15 protein-coding genes, 1 tRNA gene, 1 pseudogene and 1 riboswitch are annotated in these 15,268 nt (G+C 70.3%); of the genes and pseudogenes, 10 read left to right on the forward strand and 7 right to left on the reverse strand.

Translation table 11 applies throughout. The features are described from left to right. The first annotated feature begins 27 nt into the window (after positions 1-27). Together ACTMTU_RS23805 and rdgB are read left to right on the forward strand one after the other, a co-directional pair. Entirely contained in the window at positions 28-414 is a 387-nt protein-coding gene (locus ACTMTU_RS23805) for a hypothetical protein (RefSeq protein ID WP_441265512.1), read from the forward strand. 16 nt (positions 415-430) lie between these two features. Further along, positions 431-1,033: an RdgB/HAM1 family non-canonical purine NTP pyrophosphatase gene (rdgB, locus tag ACTMTU_RS23810; RefSeq protein ID WP_441265513.1), complete on the forward strand. Its 603-nt coding sequence runs from the start codon at positions 431-433 to the stop codon at positions 1,031-1,033. 61 nt (positions 1,034-1,094) lie between these two features. Here rdgB and ACTMTU_RS23815 read toward each other — a convergent pair. The 5 genes and pseudogenes from ACTMTU_RS23815 to bcp form a co-directional block, all read right to left on the reverse strand. Continuing rightward, positions 1,095-1,166 (reverse strand) — tRNA-Leu (locus ACTMTU_RS23815). 55 nt (positions 1,167-1,221) lie between these two features. After that, positions 1,222-1,636: pseudogene (locus ACTMTU_RS23820) on the reverse strand (HNH endonuclease). Positions 1,637-1,661: 25 nt separating this feature from the next. Then, a complete protein-coding gene (locus tag ACTMTU_RS23825) occupies positions 1,662-2,297 on the reverse strand; it encodes an HNH endonuclease signature motif containing protein (RefSeq protein WP_441265605.1) in 636 nt (211 codons plus the stop codon). Between the two features lie 156 nt (positions 2,298-2,453). Next, on the reverse strand, positions 2,454-3,950 hold the full coding sequence (gene proP / locus ACTMTU_RS23830) for a glycine betaine/L-proline transporter ProP (protein WP_441265514.1): 1,497 nt from the start codon (positions 3,948-3,950) through the stop codon (positions 2,454-2,456). A 147-nt stretch (positions 3,951-4,097) separates the two neighbouring features. Further along, the gene (gene bcp, locus ACTMTU_RS23835) at positions 4,098-4,565 is read right to left on the reverse strand and encodes a thioredoxin-dependent thiol peroxidase (protein WP_441265515.1); all 468 of its coding nucleotides are present in this window, start codon (positions 4,563-4,565) and stop codon (positions 4,098-4,100) included. Between the two features lie 126 nt (positions 4,566-4,691). Here bcp and ACTMTU_RS23840 point away from each other — a divergent pair, with 126 nt between their 5' ends. From ACTMTU_RS23840 to ACTMTU_RS23850, 3 genes are all read left to right on the forward strand, one after another. After that, on the forward strand, positions 4,692-5,012 hold the full coding sequence (locus tag ACTMTU_RS23840) for a DUF3618 domain-containing protein (RefSeq protein ID WP_441265516.1): 321 nt from the start codon (positions 4,692-4,694) through the stop codon (positions 5,010-5,012). A gap of 43 nt (positions 5,013-5,055) precedes the next feature. Then, a complete protein-coding gene (locus ACTMTU_RS23845; RefSeq protein WP_005317038.1) occupies positions 5,056-5,412 on the forward strand; it encodes a GroES family chaperonin in 357 nt (118 codons plus the stop codon). 84 nt (positions 5,413-5,496) lie between these two features. Then, positions 5,497-5,560, forward strand: a riboswitch (guanidine-III (ykkC-III) riboswitch). 41 nt (positions 5,561-5,601) lie between these two features. Next, positions 5,602-5,922: a DMT family transporter gene (locus tag ACTMTU_RS23850; protein ID WP_159691667.1), complete on the forward strand. Its 321-nt coding sequence runs from the start codon at positions 5,602-5,604 to the stop codon at positions 5,920-5,922. 53 nt (positions 5,923-5,975) lie between these two features. Here ACTMTU_RS23850 and ACTMTU_RS23855 read toward each other — a convergent pair whose 3' ends face one another. Further along, entirely contained in the window at positions 5,976-8,612 is a 2,637-nt protein-coding gene (locus ACTMTU_RS23855) for a transglycosylase domain-containing protein (RefSeq protein ID WP_441265517.1), read from the reverse strand. Between the two features lie 142 nt (positions 8,613-8,754). On the opposite strand from ACTMTU_RS23855, the gene ACTMTU_RS23860 reads away from it, so the two are divergent. From ACTMTU_RS23860 to ACTMTU_RS23875, 4 genes are read left to right on the forward strand one after another with little or no spacing between them, the layout of a single operon-like run. Continuing rightward, a complete protein-coding gene (locus tag ACTMTU_RS23860; protein ID WP_441265606.1) occupies positions 8,755-9,555 on the forward strand; it encodes an ABC transporter permease in 801 nt (266 codons plus the stop codon). Next, positions 9,548-10,351: an ABC transporter permease gene (locus ACTMTU_RS23865; RefSeq protein ID WP_441265518.1), complete on the forward strand. Its 804-nt coding sequence runs from the start codon at positions 9,548-9,550 to the stop codon at positions 10,349-10,351. The genes ACTMTU_RS23860 and ACTMTU_RS23865 overlap by 8 nt, the downstream gene beginning before the upstream one ends. Positions 10,352-10,358: 7 nt before the next feature. After that, positions 10,359-11,327, forward strand: a complete 969-nt coding sequence (locus ACTMTU_RS23870) for an ABC transporter ATP-binding protein (protein WP_441265519.1) — start codon at positions 10,359-10,361, stop codon at positions 11,325-11,327. Positions 11,328-11,340: 13 nt separating this feature from the next. Next, positions 11,341-12,048, forward strand: coding sequence for a DUF1707 SHOCT-like domain-containing protein (locus tag ACTMTU_RS23875; protein ID WP_441265520.1), 708 nt, complete (start codon positions 11,341-11,343; stop codon positions 12,046-12,048). 303 nt (positions 12,049-12,351) lie between these two features. Here ACTMTU_RS23875 and ACTMTU_RS23880 read toward each other — a convergent pair whose 3' ends face one another. Beyond that, a complete protein-coding gene (locus tag ACTMTU_RS23880; RefSeq protein ID WP_441265521.1) occupies positions 12,352-13,596 on the reverse strand; it encodes an SGNH/GDSL hydrolase family protein in 1,245 nt (414 codons plus the stop codon). Between the two features lie 112 nt (positions 13,597-13,708). Here ACTMTU_RS23880 and ACTMTU_RS23885 point away from each other — a divergent pair, with 112 nt between their 5' ends. Next, the gene (locus ACTMTU_RS23885; RefSeq protein WP_441265522.1) at positions 13,709-15,127 is read left to right on the forward strand and encodes a DUF445 domain-containing protein; all 1,419 of its coding nucleotides are present in this window, start codon (positions 13,709-13,711) and stop codon (positions 15,125-15,127) included. Positions 15,128-15,268 lie beyond the last annotated feature (141 nt).

A 15,268-nucleotide genomic window follows, 5' to 3' on the forward strand; every position in this document is an offset into this window, starting at 1 on the left:
CGTCCGTATCCGGGGAGGACCGTCAGAATGTCTGCGCGCCGCCGCATCGCACTCACCATCGCCGCCGCTGCCCTCATCGTGCCCGCAGCCACCGGCTGCAGCGCCCTCGACAAGGCACTCGACTGCGTCGAGACGGCCGACGCCATCGCCACCAGCGTCAACAAGCTCCAAGAAGCCGTCTCCAGCGCCACCGAGGACCCCACCAAGGCCCGCGAGGCACTCGACGACATAGACCGCGAACTCGACAGCCTCGGCGACAAGACCGACAACGCCGACCTCACCAAGGCCGTCGACGACCTCGGCACCGGCGTCGACAACGTCCGCAAGTCCATAGAGAACGGCGACGCCACCCCCGACATCACCCCCGTCACCGACGCGGCCACCGAGATCGGCAAGGTCTGCACCCCCGGGTGACCCCGATAATCGGGACATGACCCGACTGATCCTCGCCACACGCAACGCCGGAAAGATCACCGAACTCAGGGCCATCCTCGCCGACGCGGGCATCACCCACGAACTCGTCGGCGCGGACGCCTACCCGGAGATCCCGGACGTCAAGGAGACCGGCGTCACCTTCGCCGAGAACGCCCTCCTCAAGGCGCACGCCCTCGCCAAGGCCACCGGCCTGCCCGCCGTCGCCGACGACTCCGGCCTCTGCGTCGACGTCCTCGGCGGCGCGCCCGGCATCTTCTCCGCGAGGTGGTCCGGCCGCCACGGCGACGATCAGGCGAACCTCGAACTGCTCCTCGCGCAACTCCTCGACATCGACACCCCCCACCGCGGCGCCCACTTCGCCTGCGCCGCCGCCCTCGCCCTCCCCGACGGCACGGAACGCGTCGTGGAAGGCCGCCTCCGGGGCACCCTCCGCCGCTCCCCGCACGGCACGAACGGCTTCGGCTACGACCCGATCCTCCAGCCGGAGGGCGAAAGCCGTACCTGCGCGGAACTGACCCCGGACGAGAAGAACGCGATCAGCCACCGCGGCAAGGCGTTCCGGGCGCTGGTGCCGGTGGTGAAGGACCTGCTGGGCTGAGCCGGCGCAGCGCTGAGGGCCCGGATCGCGACCTGCGCGAACCGGGCCCTCGCAATCAGTGTGCGCCCGGTCGGATTCGAACCGACAAACACGACCACCTAAAGATCGCCGCTCGCCCTTGGCGTACGGGCGCGTGCACCGCGCCACTACTGTACTGGGCAGGGCCCGCGTCGTTGAGCCGAACCTGCCTACCGTGTTCGCCCCCGTCCACCCCTGCACCAAGTGCTGGTGATCGCATGGCAGTTGGGGCACAGTAGCCGCAGGTTCTCCCGTCGGTCGTCGTTGTGGTCGCCGTTGATGTGATCGACCTCCAGTGTCATCGGCCGACCGAACCACACGGGGCCGGTCCCGCACTCGTCGCACAACTCGGGAACGTCGATCTCGTGCAGGGCACGGCGCAGCAGAGCGGTCTTCGTGCGACGCCCCACGTGACGGCTGGGCCCCGTGAGGCCCGCGACGCGGTCGCGGGAAGTGCGACACATCGATGCCGTAGTACGCGAAACGCCTGAGCAGATGGCGCTGCAGGTTCTTGTACGGCCGGGTGCCGAGAAAGGCGATCACCTCGTCGATGTCGGCGCAGGTCCCGGCGGCCTCGGCGAGCACCTCGGCGGGTACCGACGAGCCCCGCTCATGTTCCCGCCCCGGCGCGTGTGGTGTTCCGCCGGGTCTTCGCCCTGCCCCGATACGTGTCGGTCGCCGAGTGGCAGTTCGGACACAAGAGGCGAAGGTTCTCCAGCCTGTTGTTCCGCCAGTCCCCGTTCACGTGATCCACTTCCGGTGGCAGGGGGCGCCCTCGCCACAGAGGCTCGGTGCCGCAGAGCGCGCAGCGTTCAAGGACTCCGAGCGCAACCATCGCCCGTCGCAGGCGCTCGCCCGGAACACGGCGTGCGTCGACGGGATCCTGGACGGAGAGCAATGTCTGTGGAGTCCGGCGCGATCGGCTTTCTCCTGCGCGATCGGGTCGGGTGAAGTGTGACGTGTCGATGCCGAGGGCTCTGACACGGCGGCTGATGTGCGTGTGATGGCCGCCCACCACTTCGAGGCCGAGCCGCCTCAGCACTTCGCACATAGTCGTTGACGCGGCGACAGCGGGCTCCAGAACCTCCTTGGTCCACCGGACGCCCTCCCGCTCGAAGTGCGATGTGTCTACGTTCATCCGCCGCATGCGCCCGAGGACGTAGCGCCGCGTCGGGCTCTTCGGATCCACCCCCAGCCTCATCAGCGCCTCGCTCAGTGTCCGTGACGATCTCGCCGCCTCGGTCAGGCGCTCCCGGGTACGGACTCGCCGGCATCGTCCCCTCCGTCCCGGCCGCGTGTTCGCGGTCCCGTACGGAGTAACGAACCGTTTATCGGACAGTTACTGCCGATAAACAGAATGGCCCGTCCCGATTGCCGGGGCGGGCCGTTCCTCGCGAACCGGTCAGAACTTCGGCTCCGGGGCCGCCGCCAGGACCATGTCGGCGGCCTCCTCCTTCGTGCTCACCGACGGGGGCGAGCCGTCCAGGGGCTGCTGGGCCGTCTCCTTCATGCATGCCACCGCGATCACGCCGACCAGGGCCGCCGCCATGGCGTAGTACGCCGGCATCAGGTTGCTGCCCGTCAGGCTGATCAGGGCGGTGATCACCAGGGGGGTGGTGCCGCCGAAGAGGGACGCGGAGAGGTTGTAGCCGACGGAGAGGGAGCCGTACCGGACGTGGGTGGGGAAGAGCGCCGGCAGGGCCGCGGACATCGTGCCGAGGAGGCAGACCAGGGACAGGCCCAGCATCAGCATGCCCGTGGCCATCGCCAGGACACTTCCCTGACCGATCAGCAGGAACGCGGGTGCCGACAGGAAGAGGAATCCGAGCATGCCCGCCATGAGCAGGGGTTTGCGGCCGAAGCGGTCGTTCAGACGGCCCACCTGGTTGATGATCGCCATCAGGAAGACCATGACGCCGATCAGGATGAGCAGGCCGTGCGTCTCGCTGTAGCCGAGTTCGTCGGACAGGTAGGTCGGCATGTACGACAGCAGCATGTAGTCGGTGATGTTGTACGCGCCGACGAGGGCGATGCACAGGATCAGCGTCGGCCAGTACTTGCGGAAGATGTCGGCGAGGTCGCCCTTGGCCGTCGTCTCGACGGCGTCGGCCGCCTCCGAGGCGTGCGCGGACTCCGCTTCGAGCTTCTGGAAGGCAGGGGTCTCGTCGAGCTTCAGCCGCAGGTAGACACCGACGAGGCCCAGTGGTGCGGCGACGAGGAAGGGCAGCCGCCAGCCCCAGGCCTCCATGGCGTCGTTGCCGAGCCATGCGGTGAGGAACGTGACCAGCCCGGCCGCGCCGACGTAGCCGGCGAGCGTGCCGAGTTCGAGGAAGCTGCCGAAGAAGCCGCGTCGTTTGTCGGGGGCGTACTCGGCGATGAAGGTGGACGCGCCGCCGTATTCGCCGCCGGTGGAGAAGCCCTGTACGAGGCGGAAGAGGATCAGCAGGACGGGCGCCCAGAATCCGATGGTGGCGTACGAGGGGATCAGGCCGATGGCGCCCGTGCCGATCGCCATCATGATCATCGTCGCGGCGAGCACCTTCTTGCGGCCGAGCTTGTCGCCGAGGGGCCCGAAGACCATGCCGCCGAGCGGGCGAACGAGGAAGGCGACGGCGAAGGTCGCGAAGGAGGAGAGCAGCTGGACCGTGTCGTTCTCCGACGGGAAGAAGACGTGGCCGATGGTGACGGCCAGGTAGCTGTAGATCCCGAAGTCGAACCACTCCATGGCGTTGCCGAGCGAGGCGGCTTTCACCGCTCGCTTGACCGCTGCTTCGTCGGTGACCGTGATGTCGGTCCGCCGCAGTTTGGGGTTCCTCCGCTGTTTGATCGTGCGGAAGAGTACGGGGTGGCGTTTGATCGCTGCGGGATCGGCCTTAGGTTCCTGGCCGCTTTCCGCCATGACCTGTTCCTTTCCTGGACTCCTCTTCCAAGAGCATCGTCTGCTCCCTCGCGCCAACCGCAAACCGAAGTCCCACGCGAATGGGACTTCGGTCACAATTTGTGCGCTCGGTCGGAAAGGGTGCGGAAAGGGGGATGAGGGCCCGGCTCAGATGCCGAGGTCCTTGATGATCTTGGCGACGTGGCCGGTGGCCTTGACGTTGTACAGGGCGCGCTCGACCTTGCCCTCCTCGTCGACGACGACGGTGGAGCGGATCACGCCGGTCACCGTCTTGCCGTAGAGCTTCTTCTCGCCGAATGCGCCGTATGCCTCAAGGACCTCCTTGGAGGGGTCGCCGACGAGCGTGACCTTGAGGGACTCCTTCTCGCGGAACTTGGCCAGCTTCTCGGGCTTGTCCGGTGACACGCCGATGACGTCGTAGCCGGCGCCGGCCAGCAGTTCGAGGTTGTCGGTGAAGTCGCAGGCCTGCTTGGTGCAGCCTGGGGTGAGCGCGGCGGGGTAGAAGTACACGATCACCTTGCGGCCCTTGTGGTCCGCGAGCGAGACCTCGTTGCCGTCGGCGTCGGGAAGGGTGAAGGCGGGGGCGGTGTCGCCGGGCTGGAGTCGCTCGCTCATGGTTCTCCTCGGTGTGCTTCGGGGCGTACGGCGTCGAGCGTAATGGGGGTGCCGTCGGGTGCGGTGGCGGGTGAGCTGACAGACTGTCGACGAAGGATTACCGGACACGACCACGGAGGCAGCGCGGTGTCGGATGCCAGGACCCCTGCGCAGATCGAGGCGGACATCGTCCGCAGGCGCGAGCGGCTCGCCGAGACGCTCGACGAGATCGGTGTGCGTGTGCACCCGAAGACGGTCATCGGTGACGCGAAGGCCAAGGTCGCCTCGACGGTGGACCGGACGGCGGGGCGTGCTTTCGTCGCGGTGAACCGGTCCGTTTCGGACGTGAAGGCGCAGTTCGTGTCCGACGACGGGTCGCCGAGGCTGGAGCGGCTGGTGCCTGTGGCGCTGGTGGCGGTCGGTCTGGTGGGTCTGCTCGCCGTGTCGGCGCGCAGGCGCCGTTTGTGACCCTGGGACCCCTGGGGGTGGCCGTGGCAGGTAGGTTCGTCGCGTGAGCGCCAAGAGTCATGAGCACAGTCCCCAGCACGACAAGCTGCCCATCCGGATGCTGCACGACCGTGTGCTGGTGAGGACCGACATTCCGGAGGGTGAGCGGCGTTCCACCGGCGGCATCGTCATCCCGGCGACCGCTGCGGTGGGTCGGCGTCTGTCCTGGGCCGAGGTGGTCGCGGTCGGGCAGAGCGTGCGGACGGTGGAGCCCGGGGACCGGGTGCTGTACGACCCGGAGGACCGGGCGGAGGTCGAGGTGCGGGGCGTTGCGTACGCGTTGATGCGGGAGCGGGATCTGCACGCGGTGGCGGCCGACCGTTTCCAGGGCTCGGAGGATTCGACGGGGCTGTATCTGTAGCGCGGGTACGCGGGCTGTCCCGGGGCGGCGGCAGTCAGGGCCGGTGGCGGAGGTCACCGGCCCTTTCGTCTGCCCCGGGGGCGTCTTTTGCTACGTTGGAGTGACCCCGACGAGACGCGCCGTACCGGGTAGGAAAAGACGACGCACCCCGTTGTTGTTCGCGTTGTTCCGCGTCTCGGAGGTGCCGTCATGGCCTGGGTCCTGCTTGTTGTCGCCGGTCTGCTCGAGGTGGGCTGGTCGATCGGTATGAAGTTCACCGAGGGTTTCACCAGGCTGTGGCCGAGTGTGTTCACCGGTGCGGGGATCGTCGCGAGCATGTTGCTGCTGTCGTATGCGGCGAAGTCACTGCCGATCGGCACGGCCTACGGGGTGTGGGTGGGGATCGGTGCGGCCGGTGCGGCCGTGGTCGGCATGTTGGTGCTGGACGAGCCGGTGACCGCTGCCCGGATCTTCTTCGTGTGTCTGCTGCTGGTCGCGGTGGTCGGTCTCAAGGCGACCTCGGGGCACTGAGCCGCTGAGGGCTGCCGGGTGCCCCGAGGTCGCGGTTCCGCCGACCTGCGGGTTCAGTGGGGCCGGGCGGCCGGTCCGGTGGGGCCGGCCGGCGGTGTCGCAGGGTCGGGTGCGACGGGTGTGACGGGTGCGGTGGGGCTGCCGGCCCCGGTCGGTGTGCGGGGGATCCGCCCGGGGGGCCCTGGGCGGGGGATCCGCCCGGGGGGCCCTGCGGGGCCGGTGCCGGGTCCTTCGCCGAGGCCAGGCCGGCTGCCCGCGCCGCCGACTCCGTAGGGGCCGCCGTCGCGGCCGGTGCCGGCCTGCTCGCCGGGGTCGCGGGGCCGGTAGGGGTCTTCGGGGTTGCCGGACTCCGGGCTCCGGGGGTCGCGCTGTCCCGGCGGCGGCTCGTTCGAGCCGGGCGCGAGACGCAGGTCGAAGCCCTGGACGGGGGTGCCTTCGAGGGCGGCGGCCGTGTACTGGCCCCAGATCTGGGCGGGGGCGCCGCCGCCGTTGATGCGTGACATGCCCAGCGCCCCGTACAGCGGTGTCTGGGCGCCGGTCTTCGGGTTCTGGCCCATGACGGCGATGACGGTGGCCAGTTCGGGGGTGTAGCCGGCGAACCAGGCGGCCCGGTCCTCCTCCGCGGTGCCGGTCTTGCCGGCGGCGGGTCGGCCGGCCGACTGGGCGGCGGAGCCGGTGCCGCCGTCGACGACGCCGCGCAGGACGGCGGTGGTGGTGTCGGCGGCCTCGCGTGTGACGGCCTGTTCGCTGCTCGGTTCGGGGAGCGGCACCTCGGCGCCGTTCTTGGTGATGCTCTCGACGAGTGTGTAGTCGGTGTGTTTGCCGTGGTTGGCGAGGGTGGCGTACGCGCCTGCCATGTCGAGGACGCTGGCGGTGGCGGGGCCGAGGGCGATGGAGGGGGAGGGGCTGAGGTCGGGGGTGGTCCTGGGGAGGCCGAGGGCGATGGCGGTGTCCATGACGCGGGAGGGGCCGACGTCGACCGCCATCTGTGCGAAGACGGCGTTGACGGATTCGTCGGCGGCCCTGCGGACGGGGATGGGGCCGTAGGAGACGTCGTCCTCGTTCTCGGGGGCGTAGCGTGCGCCGGTCCAGCCCTGGACGGGGCGTTTGCTGTCGCCGACGTAGACGGTGTTGGGGTTGATGGGGTGGCCGTCCTGGGTGGTGGAGCGGTTCTCCACGGCGGCGGCGATGACGAACGGTTTGAAGGTGGAGCCGACCTGGTAGTCGCGGCGGGTGGCGTTGTTGACGAACTGTTTTGTGTAGTCGATCCCGCCGTACATGGCGACGACCTTGCCGGTGGCCGGTTCGACGGAGACGCCGCCGACGCGGACGTTGCGGTCGGCCTCGCGTTCGCTGTCGAGTTCCGAGTTCACCTGTTCGTCGACGGCGGCGGAGAGTGCGTCCTGCTTTCCGCGCTGGAGTGTGGTGGTGATCCGGTGGCCGCCGGTGGCGAGTGTCTTCTCGTCGAGGATGCCGCGTGCCGCGAGGTAGTCCTTCACGGCCTGGACGATGTAGCCGCCCTGGCCGGAGAGTCCGCTGACGGGCTTCGCCCGTTCCGGCATCGGGAAGGTCAGGTCCGCCCGGTCCGCCGCGCTGAGCCACTTCTCCTTCACCATGCCGCCGAGGACGTACTTCCAGCGGGCGAGCGCCGCCTGCTTGTTCTCGGGGTAGGTGGCGACGTCGTAGGCGTTGGGGGCGTTGAGGAGGGAGGCGAGGTAGGCGCCCTGCGCGATGTCGAGGTCTTCGACGTCCTTGCCGTAGTAGGCGTGCGCGGCGGCCTGGATGCCGTAGGCGTTGCGGCCGAAGTAGCTGGTGTTGAGGTAGCCCTCGAGGATCTCGTTCTTGCTCTGGTTGCGGCCGAGCTTGATCGCGATGAAGAACTCCTTCACCTTGCGGGTGATGGTCTGTTCCTGGCCGAGGTAGTAGTTCTTGACGTACTGCTGGGTGATGGTGGAGCCGGACTGTTTGCCCTTGCCGGTGACGGTGTTCCAGGCGGCGCGCACCATGGCCATGGGGTCGATGGCGGGGGCGCTGTAGAAGTCGCGGTCCTCGGCGGCGAGTACGGCGCGCCGGACGGGGAGGGGGATCTTGTCGAGGGAGACGTTCTCGCGGTTGACGTCGCCGTCGCGGGCGATGTGGGTGCCGTCCTCGTAGAGGTAGACGTTGGTCTGGGCGGTGGCCGCGGCGTTGGCGGGCGGGATGTCGACGAGCAGGTAGCCGGTGACGAGGCCGCCGATGACGAGCAGTGAGGCGAAGAGCAGGGCGCCGAGTGTGACGCGCCAGGTGGGGACGGCGCGCCGCCAGCCGGTGCGCTTGGGGCGGGATGCGCGGCCCTTCTTCGTGCGGGCGTTCATCGCGGCGGTCGCCGTCGCTCCGGCCTGTTCCTTGTGCGGGGAGGAGGCCGGCCGGTCGGGTTCCTCGTCGCCGTCGGGGTCCTCGTCCGCGGGGGCGGCCTGTCCCGTGGCGGGTTCCTCGTCGTCGCCGGCTTCCTCTTCGGCGCGCGCCTCGTCGTCGTTGCTGTCCTCGTCGTCGGCGCGTGCCTCGTCCGCCTCGGGGGTCTCGTCCTCCCCGGGGGCCTGGTCCGTGTCGTCGGGACCGGTCTCCGTGCCGTGCCGCTTGTCCGTGTCGGGCGGGTCGGCTGCCGTCGCGTCCCGGGGTGTCCAGCCCTGCTGCTGCGGCTCGTCGCTCATGGCACACATACTGCACTTTTTGTGTCGATAACCTCCGTATCCGGGCGCTTCCGGCGTCGTAAATCCCCTCGCGATGGCCAGTCGCCCTGGGCTAGGGTCGTGCGCTTTGGTGCCTGGGCGGACGCATGAAGGGGGAGTGGCTGTGCGGCTTTACGCGGTCGTCGCAGCGGGTGGGTTCCGGCGCCATGCGACGTATCGGGTGGCGACGGCGGCCGGGGTGTTCACCAACACCGTTTTCGGCTTCATCCTGGCGTACACCTATATCGCCCTGTGGGACGAGCGCCCGCAGCTCGGCGGGTACGACCAGTCGGAAGCGCTCACCTATGTGTGGCTGGGACAGGCGCTGCTGATGACCTGCGCCATGATGGGCGGCGGTTTCGAGGACGAGCTGATCGAGCGGATCCGTACCGGCGACATCGCCATCGACCTCTACCGCCCCGCCGACCTCCAACTCTGGTGGCTCGCGGGGGACCTGGGGCGGGCGGCCTTCCATCTGCTGGGGCGGGGCATCGTGCCGATGGTGCTCGGCGCCCTGGCGTTCGACCTGGCACTGCCGGGATCGCCGTGGATCTGGGCGGCGTTCCTGCTGTCCGTGGCGCTCGGCGTGGTGGTGAGCTTCGCGGTGCGGTTCCTGGTGTCGCTGTCGGCGTTCTGGCTGATGGACGGCGCCGGGGTGATGCAGATGTGCTGGCTGGCGGGACTCTTCTTCTCCGGGATGCTGCTGCCGCTGAGCCTGTTCCCCGGTCTGCTGGGCGAGGTGGCGCGGGCACTGCCCTGGTCGTCGCTGCTTCAGGTGCCCGCGGACGTGTTCCTCGGCAAGCACACAGGCTGGGACCTGCTCCAGGTGTACGCCTTCCAGGGCGGCTGGGCACTGGCGCTGCTCGCGGCAGGCCGGATGCTGCAGTCCGTGGCGACCCGCAGGGTGGTGGTCCAGGGTGGCTGACGCGCTCAGGGCGTACGGGCTGATCGTGGCGATGTGGGTGCGCTCGACGATGGCCTACCGCGCGTCGTTCGCGATGACGACGCTCGGGAACTTCACGGCCACCGCGTTCGACTTCGTCGCGATCCTGCTCATGTTCTCCCACGTCGACGCGCTGGGCGGCTACTCGCTGCCCGAGATCGCGTTCCTGTACGGGACCACCAGTACCGCCTTCGGCCTCGCCGACCTGGTGATGGGCTCCATGGACCGGCTCGGACGACGGGTGCGCGACGGCACCCTGGACACCCTGCTGGTGCGGCCCGTGCCGGTCCTCGCGCAGGTCGCCGCCGACCGGTTCGCGCTGCGCCGGCTCGGCCGGGTGACACAGGGTCTGATGGTGCTCGCGTACGCGCTGTGGACGCTCGACGTCGAGTGGACGGCGGCCAAGGCCGCGATGGTGCCGCTGATGCTGCTGTGCGGCGGGGCGATCTTCGCGTCGGTGTTCGTGGCGGGCGGCGCGTTCCAGTTCCTCGCGCAGGACGCGGCCGAGGTGCAGAGCTCCTTCACGTACGGCGGGAACACGCTGCTCCAGTACCCGCCGTCGATCTTCGCGAAGGACCTCGTGCGCGGGGTGACGTTCGTCGTGCCGCTGGCCTTCGTCAACTGGATGCCGTCGCTGTACGTGCTGGGCCGTGAGGATCCGCTCGGCCTGCCCGACTGGTTCGCCCTGCTGCCGCCCGTCGTCGCCGCGGGCTGCCTCGGGCTCGCCGGACTGGCCTGGCGGGTCGGGCTCCGTTCGTACCGCAGTACCGGAAGCTGAGGACACAGTGGATTTCATCGAACTCGACGGCGTCGAGAAGGTCTTCGACGTACGGCGCAAGGTCGGGCGGCTGCGCCGGGAGAAGTACCAGGTGCGGGCGGTCGACGGGATCAGTTTCACCGTCCCGCGCGGCGAGATGGTCGGCTACATCGGCCCGAACGGCGCCGGCAAGTCCACCACGATCAAGATGCTCACCGGCATCCTCACGCCCAGCGGCGGCCGGCTCCGGGTCGCGGGCATCGACCCGTCGCGGGAGCGGACACGGCTGGCGCAGCGGATCGGGGTGGTGTTCGGGCAGCGCACCACCCTGTGGTGGGACCTGCCGCTGCGCGACTCGTACCGCCTCATGCACCGCATGTACCGCATCCCCGACGCCACGTTCCGGCAGAACCTGGACCGCTGCGTCGAACTGCTGGACCTGGCAGAGTTGTTGGACGTGCCGGTGCGTCAGCTCTCGCTCGGGCAGCGGATGCGCGGCGACATCGCCGCGGCGCTGCTGCACGACCCGGAAGTGCTGTACCTGGACGAGCCGACCATCGGTCTCGACGTCATCTCCAAAGCCAAGGTGCGGGGGTTCCTGCGTGACCTGAACGCGGAACGCGGCACGACGGTCCTGCTCACCACGCACGATCTGACCGACATCGAGCAGCTGTGCAAGCGGGTCATGGTCATCGACCACGGGCGGCTCATGTACGACGGGCCCCTGGCCGGGCTGCACGAGGTGGGCGAGAGCGAGCGCACCCTGGTCGTGGACCTGGAGCGGGAACTGCCGCCGATCGAGATCGGGTCGGCGCGGACGCTGAAGGTCGAGGGGCCGCGGCAGTGGCTGGCCTTCCCGGCGTCGCTCTCCGCGGCGCCGCTGGTCGCGGCGCTGGCCGAACGGTACCCGCTGGTTGACCTGTCGGTGCGGGAGCCGGACATCGAAGCGGTGATCGCGAAGATGTACGCGGAACGTTCTGCGGGGCCGCTTGCTTGACTAGGCTGGCGGTATGACGAGCGAACTCCCTGAGATGCGTGCCTCCGATGCCGAGAGGGAGCGGGTCGCCGAGCGGTTGCGGGACGCCGTGGCCGAGGGCCGCCTCGACATGGAGGAGTTCGACCAGCGCCTGGACGCGGCCTACCGTGCGCGTACGCACGGCGACTTGGAGCCGCTGGTACGGGACCTGCCGGCACCGGGCACGACGTCCGGCGCGGCGTCCACCACGACACCGGCACGCGCCTCCTGGGCAGGCCGCGTCGGCGGCCCGGCGACGTCGAGCGGCGCGTTCTCGTTCTGGGGCGGCTTCTCACGCCGGGGGACATGGACGGTCGGCCGGAGGTTCACGGCGTTCACGCTGATGGGCGGCGGCGAGCTCGACCTGCGGGAGGCCCGGTTCGAGGACCGCGAGACGGTGATCGACTGCGTCGCGATCATGGGCGGCATCCAGGTCGTCGTCCCGCCCGGCCTGAACGTGGAGGTCAGGGGCATCGGCCTGATGGGCGGCTTCGACGAACACGGCAGCGTGGAGGCGGACCCGGACCCGGGCGCACCCCGAGTGATCATCAGGGGCCTGGCGCTGATGGGCGGCGTGGGCGTGGAACGCAAGCTCACGAGGGCGGAGAAGCAGCGGCTCAAGGCGGAGCGGGCGGAACGGGAGCGCGAGCGGAAGCTCGGCAAGGGTGGCGACGGGCAGAAGGAACTGGACGGCGGGGCGTGACGCCGCCGGGTCCGCTGCGCGGGGCTGTTCCCCCACCCCGCCCCTTCCCGTAACCGGGCTCCGCCCGGACCCGCCACCGCGCTCCGCGCGGTGTTTCGGGGGCTCTGCCCCCGTACCCCCGCGCCTCAAACGCCGGCGAGGCTGAAGTTGCCAGGCAACTTCAGGCCGTAGGGGGAGTTTGAGGACACCGCGCGGAGCGCGGTACGGGGTGCGGGGCCTGCCCCGCCACACGGCGGAGCCGCACATCGGTACAGCGGGAAGGGGCGGGGAGGGGAACAAGCCCGCCGCAGGCGCAACGCCCCGCTACAGCGTCGACAGATCCACCGCGCGCCCCATCCGCGCAAACCCCGCGTCGCTCGGATGCAGATGGTCCCCGGAGTCGTACAGCGGCAGCAGCCTCCCCGGTGCGTACGGATCGCGCAGCGCCCGGTCGAAGTCGACGACCGCGTCGAAGATGCCGCCCGTACGGATCGCCGTGTTGATCTTCAGGCGTTCGGCGTCGGCCGCGGCCGTGCAGCGGTGGTGGCCGCCGCAGGGCGCCAGCGTGGAGCCGATCACGCGCCAGCCACGCGCGTGGGCGCGGTCGGCCAGCTCGGTCAGGCCCGCGGTCACGTTGACGGCGGTCGGGGCGTTGGGGGCGCGCAGTACGTCGTTGATGCCGATGGCGACGATCACGGTACGGGCGCCGGACCGGCCCAGCACGTCGCGGTCGAAGCGTTCCAGGGTGCTGGGGCCGCGCCCGTACTCGAGGAGCCGGTTGCCGCTGATGCCCTGGTTGAGGACGCCGTAGCGGCCGCCGAGCCGGTCGGCGAGCACGTCGGGCCAGCGGTTGTCGTGGTCCGGGGTCGCGGTGATGCCGTCGGTGATCGAGTCGCCGACGGCGACGATCGCGCCGCGTGCCTGGGCGGTCAGCACATCGACGGCGGTGATGTGGTGCCAGGAGCGGATCTGCGTCGTGAACGCCTCGCCGCTCTCGTCCTGCGCGAGGTCGCCGTCCGCCAGGTACGACGTCTGGACGGCGTGCGGGTGCGTGGTGACCGGGCCGCCGGGCGCCGGGGTGTGGACCGAGATCAGCAGATCGCCGTCGTAGGGGATCCGCAGCACGACGGGGTCGCTGACGACCTGCCCGCCCGGGTCGACGGTCGCCTCGTGCGCCCCGCCGAAGGTGATCCGGCGCAGGGTGCCCGTCTCGGCGGCGGCCCCGTCGCCGGCGCGCACCGCGAGGGATGCGCCGGTGATCAGCAGCGGCTGTGTGCCGTAGAGGTTGGAGAAGGTGACGCGGGCGGCGGTGCCGCCGATGCTGGTGTGGACGACGTTCCGTACGGAGCGGCCCGCGCGGCCGCTGGGCCCGCCGACGGCGGAGGCGGCCGGTGCGGCGGAGACGGGGCTCGCGGACCAGGTGCCGATCCACACCGGCGTCGCGGACGGGGGCGTACGGACGTCGGGCCCCTTCTTGACGGTGCCGACACCGAGGTAGATACCACCGCATATGAGGGCGATCGTGGCCATGAGGGCAGCGAGGTTCACATACCCCTGACGCTTGTTCATGGACACATCATCCGGCATGGCACGGGAACTCGATGTGCCGCCCGGGAGTACCTGATGTAGGGACGAGTGGTAGGGACATTGCGTGCGGACGCAGCGCGGACGGGTGGAGCGGATGGAACGTACAGAACCGGATGAGCCGGGCGGCCCCGACCGGGCCGTGCGGGGCGGAGCCGTGGAAGGCGGCGGTAGGCCCGGCGGTGGTCCGGACGGTGGCGCCGGCGGGCCCGGCCGGCCGCAGGCCGGGGTCGCGCCGTCGACGGCGCTGCCCGCCTTCGCCTACACCGAGGCCGACGAGGAGAAGCGGCGCGGTGTGCGGCGGATGAAGATGACCGCCACCGGTCTGCTGCTGGGCGTCGCACTCGTCTTCGTCCTCGCCACCTGGGCCAAGAACGCGGGCCTCGGCGGCTGGGCCGGTTACGTCGCGGCCGCCGCGGAGGCCGGCATGGTCGGCGCGCTCGCCGACTGGTTCGCCGTCACGGCCCTCTTCCGCCACCCCCTCGGCATCCCGATCCCGCACACCGCGATCATCCCGAACAAGAAGGACCAGCTCGGAGCCTCCCTCGGCTCGTTCGTCGGCGAGAACTTCCTCTCCGCCGACGTCGTACGCGTCCGGCTGCGGGCCGTCGGCATCGGCAGCCGGCTCGGCGCGTGGCTCGCCCAGCCCGCCCACGCCGACCGCGTCACCGCCGAGCTGTCCACCGCCCTGCGCGGCGCGCTGACCGTGCTGCGCGACTCCGACGTGCAGGCGGTCGTCGGCGAGGCGATCACCCGCCGCGCGGAGGCCGTCGAGATCGCGCCCGGCATAGGGAAGACCCTCCAGAAGGTCGTCGCCGACGGTGCGCACCACCGTGCCGTCGACCTGATCTGCACCCGCGCGCACGACTGGCTGATCTTCCACTCCGACTCGGTGATGGACGCGGTCGAGGGCGGCGCCCCCGGCTGGACCCCGCGCTTCGTGGACAAGAAGATCGGCGAGCGCGTCTACAAGGAGCTGCTGCGCTTCGTCACCGAGATGCGCGACATGCCCGGCCATCCCGCGCGCGGGGCGATCGACCGGTTCCTCGGGGACTTCGCCGCCGACCTCCAGTCGGACACGGACACCCGTGCGCGCGTCGAGCGCTTGAAGTCGGAGCTGCTGGCCCGCTCGGAGGTCCAGGACGTGATCGCGTCGGTCTGGTCCTCCGTACGCGCGATGATCATCTCCGCGGCCGAGGACGACCGCAGCGAGCTGCGCCTGCGGGCCCGCGCGTCGCTGCTGTCCCTGGGCTCGCGCCTGGCGACGGACAGCCGGCTCCAGGCGAAGGTGGACGGCTGGGTGGAAGACGCCGCGGTGTACGTCGTGACCACCTACCGCGGCGAGATCACGTCGCTCATCTCGGACACCGTCGCCAGCTGGGACGCGGAGCACACCTCCCGGAAGATCGAGGCGCACATCGGCCGCGACCTGCAGTTCATCCGGATCAACGGCACGGTGGTCGGCGCCTTGGCCGGTCTGCTCATCTACACCGTGGCGCATGCGCTGGGCGCGTGACCGGTCCCTGCCCGACGGTCACGCGCCCAACGCCTCATGGGGAGGTACGGATGAATACGTGCGGGGTGCGGCCGGCGTTCAGCGCGCGCCGCATCTTCTTCGGATCCCGTCCCGTCGCGCATGCGGGAGCCCGTCCCTTCA

It is taken from the genome of Streptomyces sp. OZ13 (assembly GCF_052068155.1).
In the GTDB taxonomy this organism is placed as follows: Bacteria; Actinomycetota; Actinomycetes; order Streptomycetales; family Streptomycetaceae; genus Streptomyces.

What these genes read in the sequence shown, in the direction of transcription:
- ACTMTU_RS23855 (WP_441265517.1), bottom strand. Translation starts at nt 8,612, where the DNA reads ATGAGCGACGAGCCGCAGCAGCAGGGCTGGACACCCCGGGACGCGACG.
- ACTMTU_RS23880 (WP_441265521.1), bottom strand. Translation starts at nt 13,596, where the DNA reads ATGAACAAGCGTCAGGGGTATGTGAACCTCGCTGCCCTCATGGCCACG.
- ACTMTU_RS23885 (WP_441265522.1), top strand. Translation starts at nt 13,709, where the DNA reads ATGGAACGTACAGAACCGGATGAGCCGGGCGGCCCCGACCGGGCCGTG.
- bcp (WP_441265515.1), bottom strand. Translation starts at nt 4,565, where the DNA reads ATGAGCGAGCGACTCCAGCCCGGCGACACCGCCCCCGCCTTCACCCTT.
- ACTMTU_RS23850 (WP_159691667.1), top strand. Translation starts at nt 5,602, where the DNA reads ATGGCCTGGGTCCTGCTTGTTGTCGCCGGTCTGCTCGAGGTGGGCTGG.
- rdgB (WP_441265513.1), top strand. Translation starts at nt 431, where the DNA reads ATGACCCGACTGATCCTCGCCACACGCAACGCCGGAAAGATCACCGAA.
- ACTMTU_RS23875 (WP_441265520.1), top strand. Translation starts at nt 11,341, where the DNA reads ATGACGAGCGAACTCCCTGAGATGCGTGCCTCCGATGCCGAGAGGGAG.
- proP (WP_441265514.1), bottom strand. Translation starts at nt 3,950, where the DNA reads ATGGCGGAAAGCGGCCAGGAACCTAAGGCCGATCCCGCAGCGATCAAA.
- ACTMTU_RS23805 (WP_441265512.1), top strand. Translation starts at nt 28, where the DNA reads ATGTCTGCGCGCCGCCGCATCGCACTCACCATCGCCGCCGCTGCCCTC.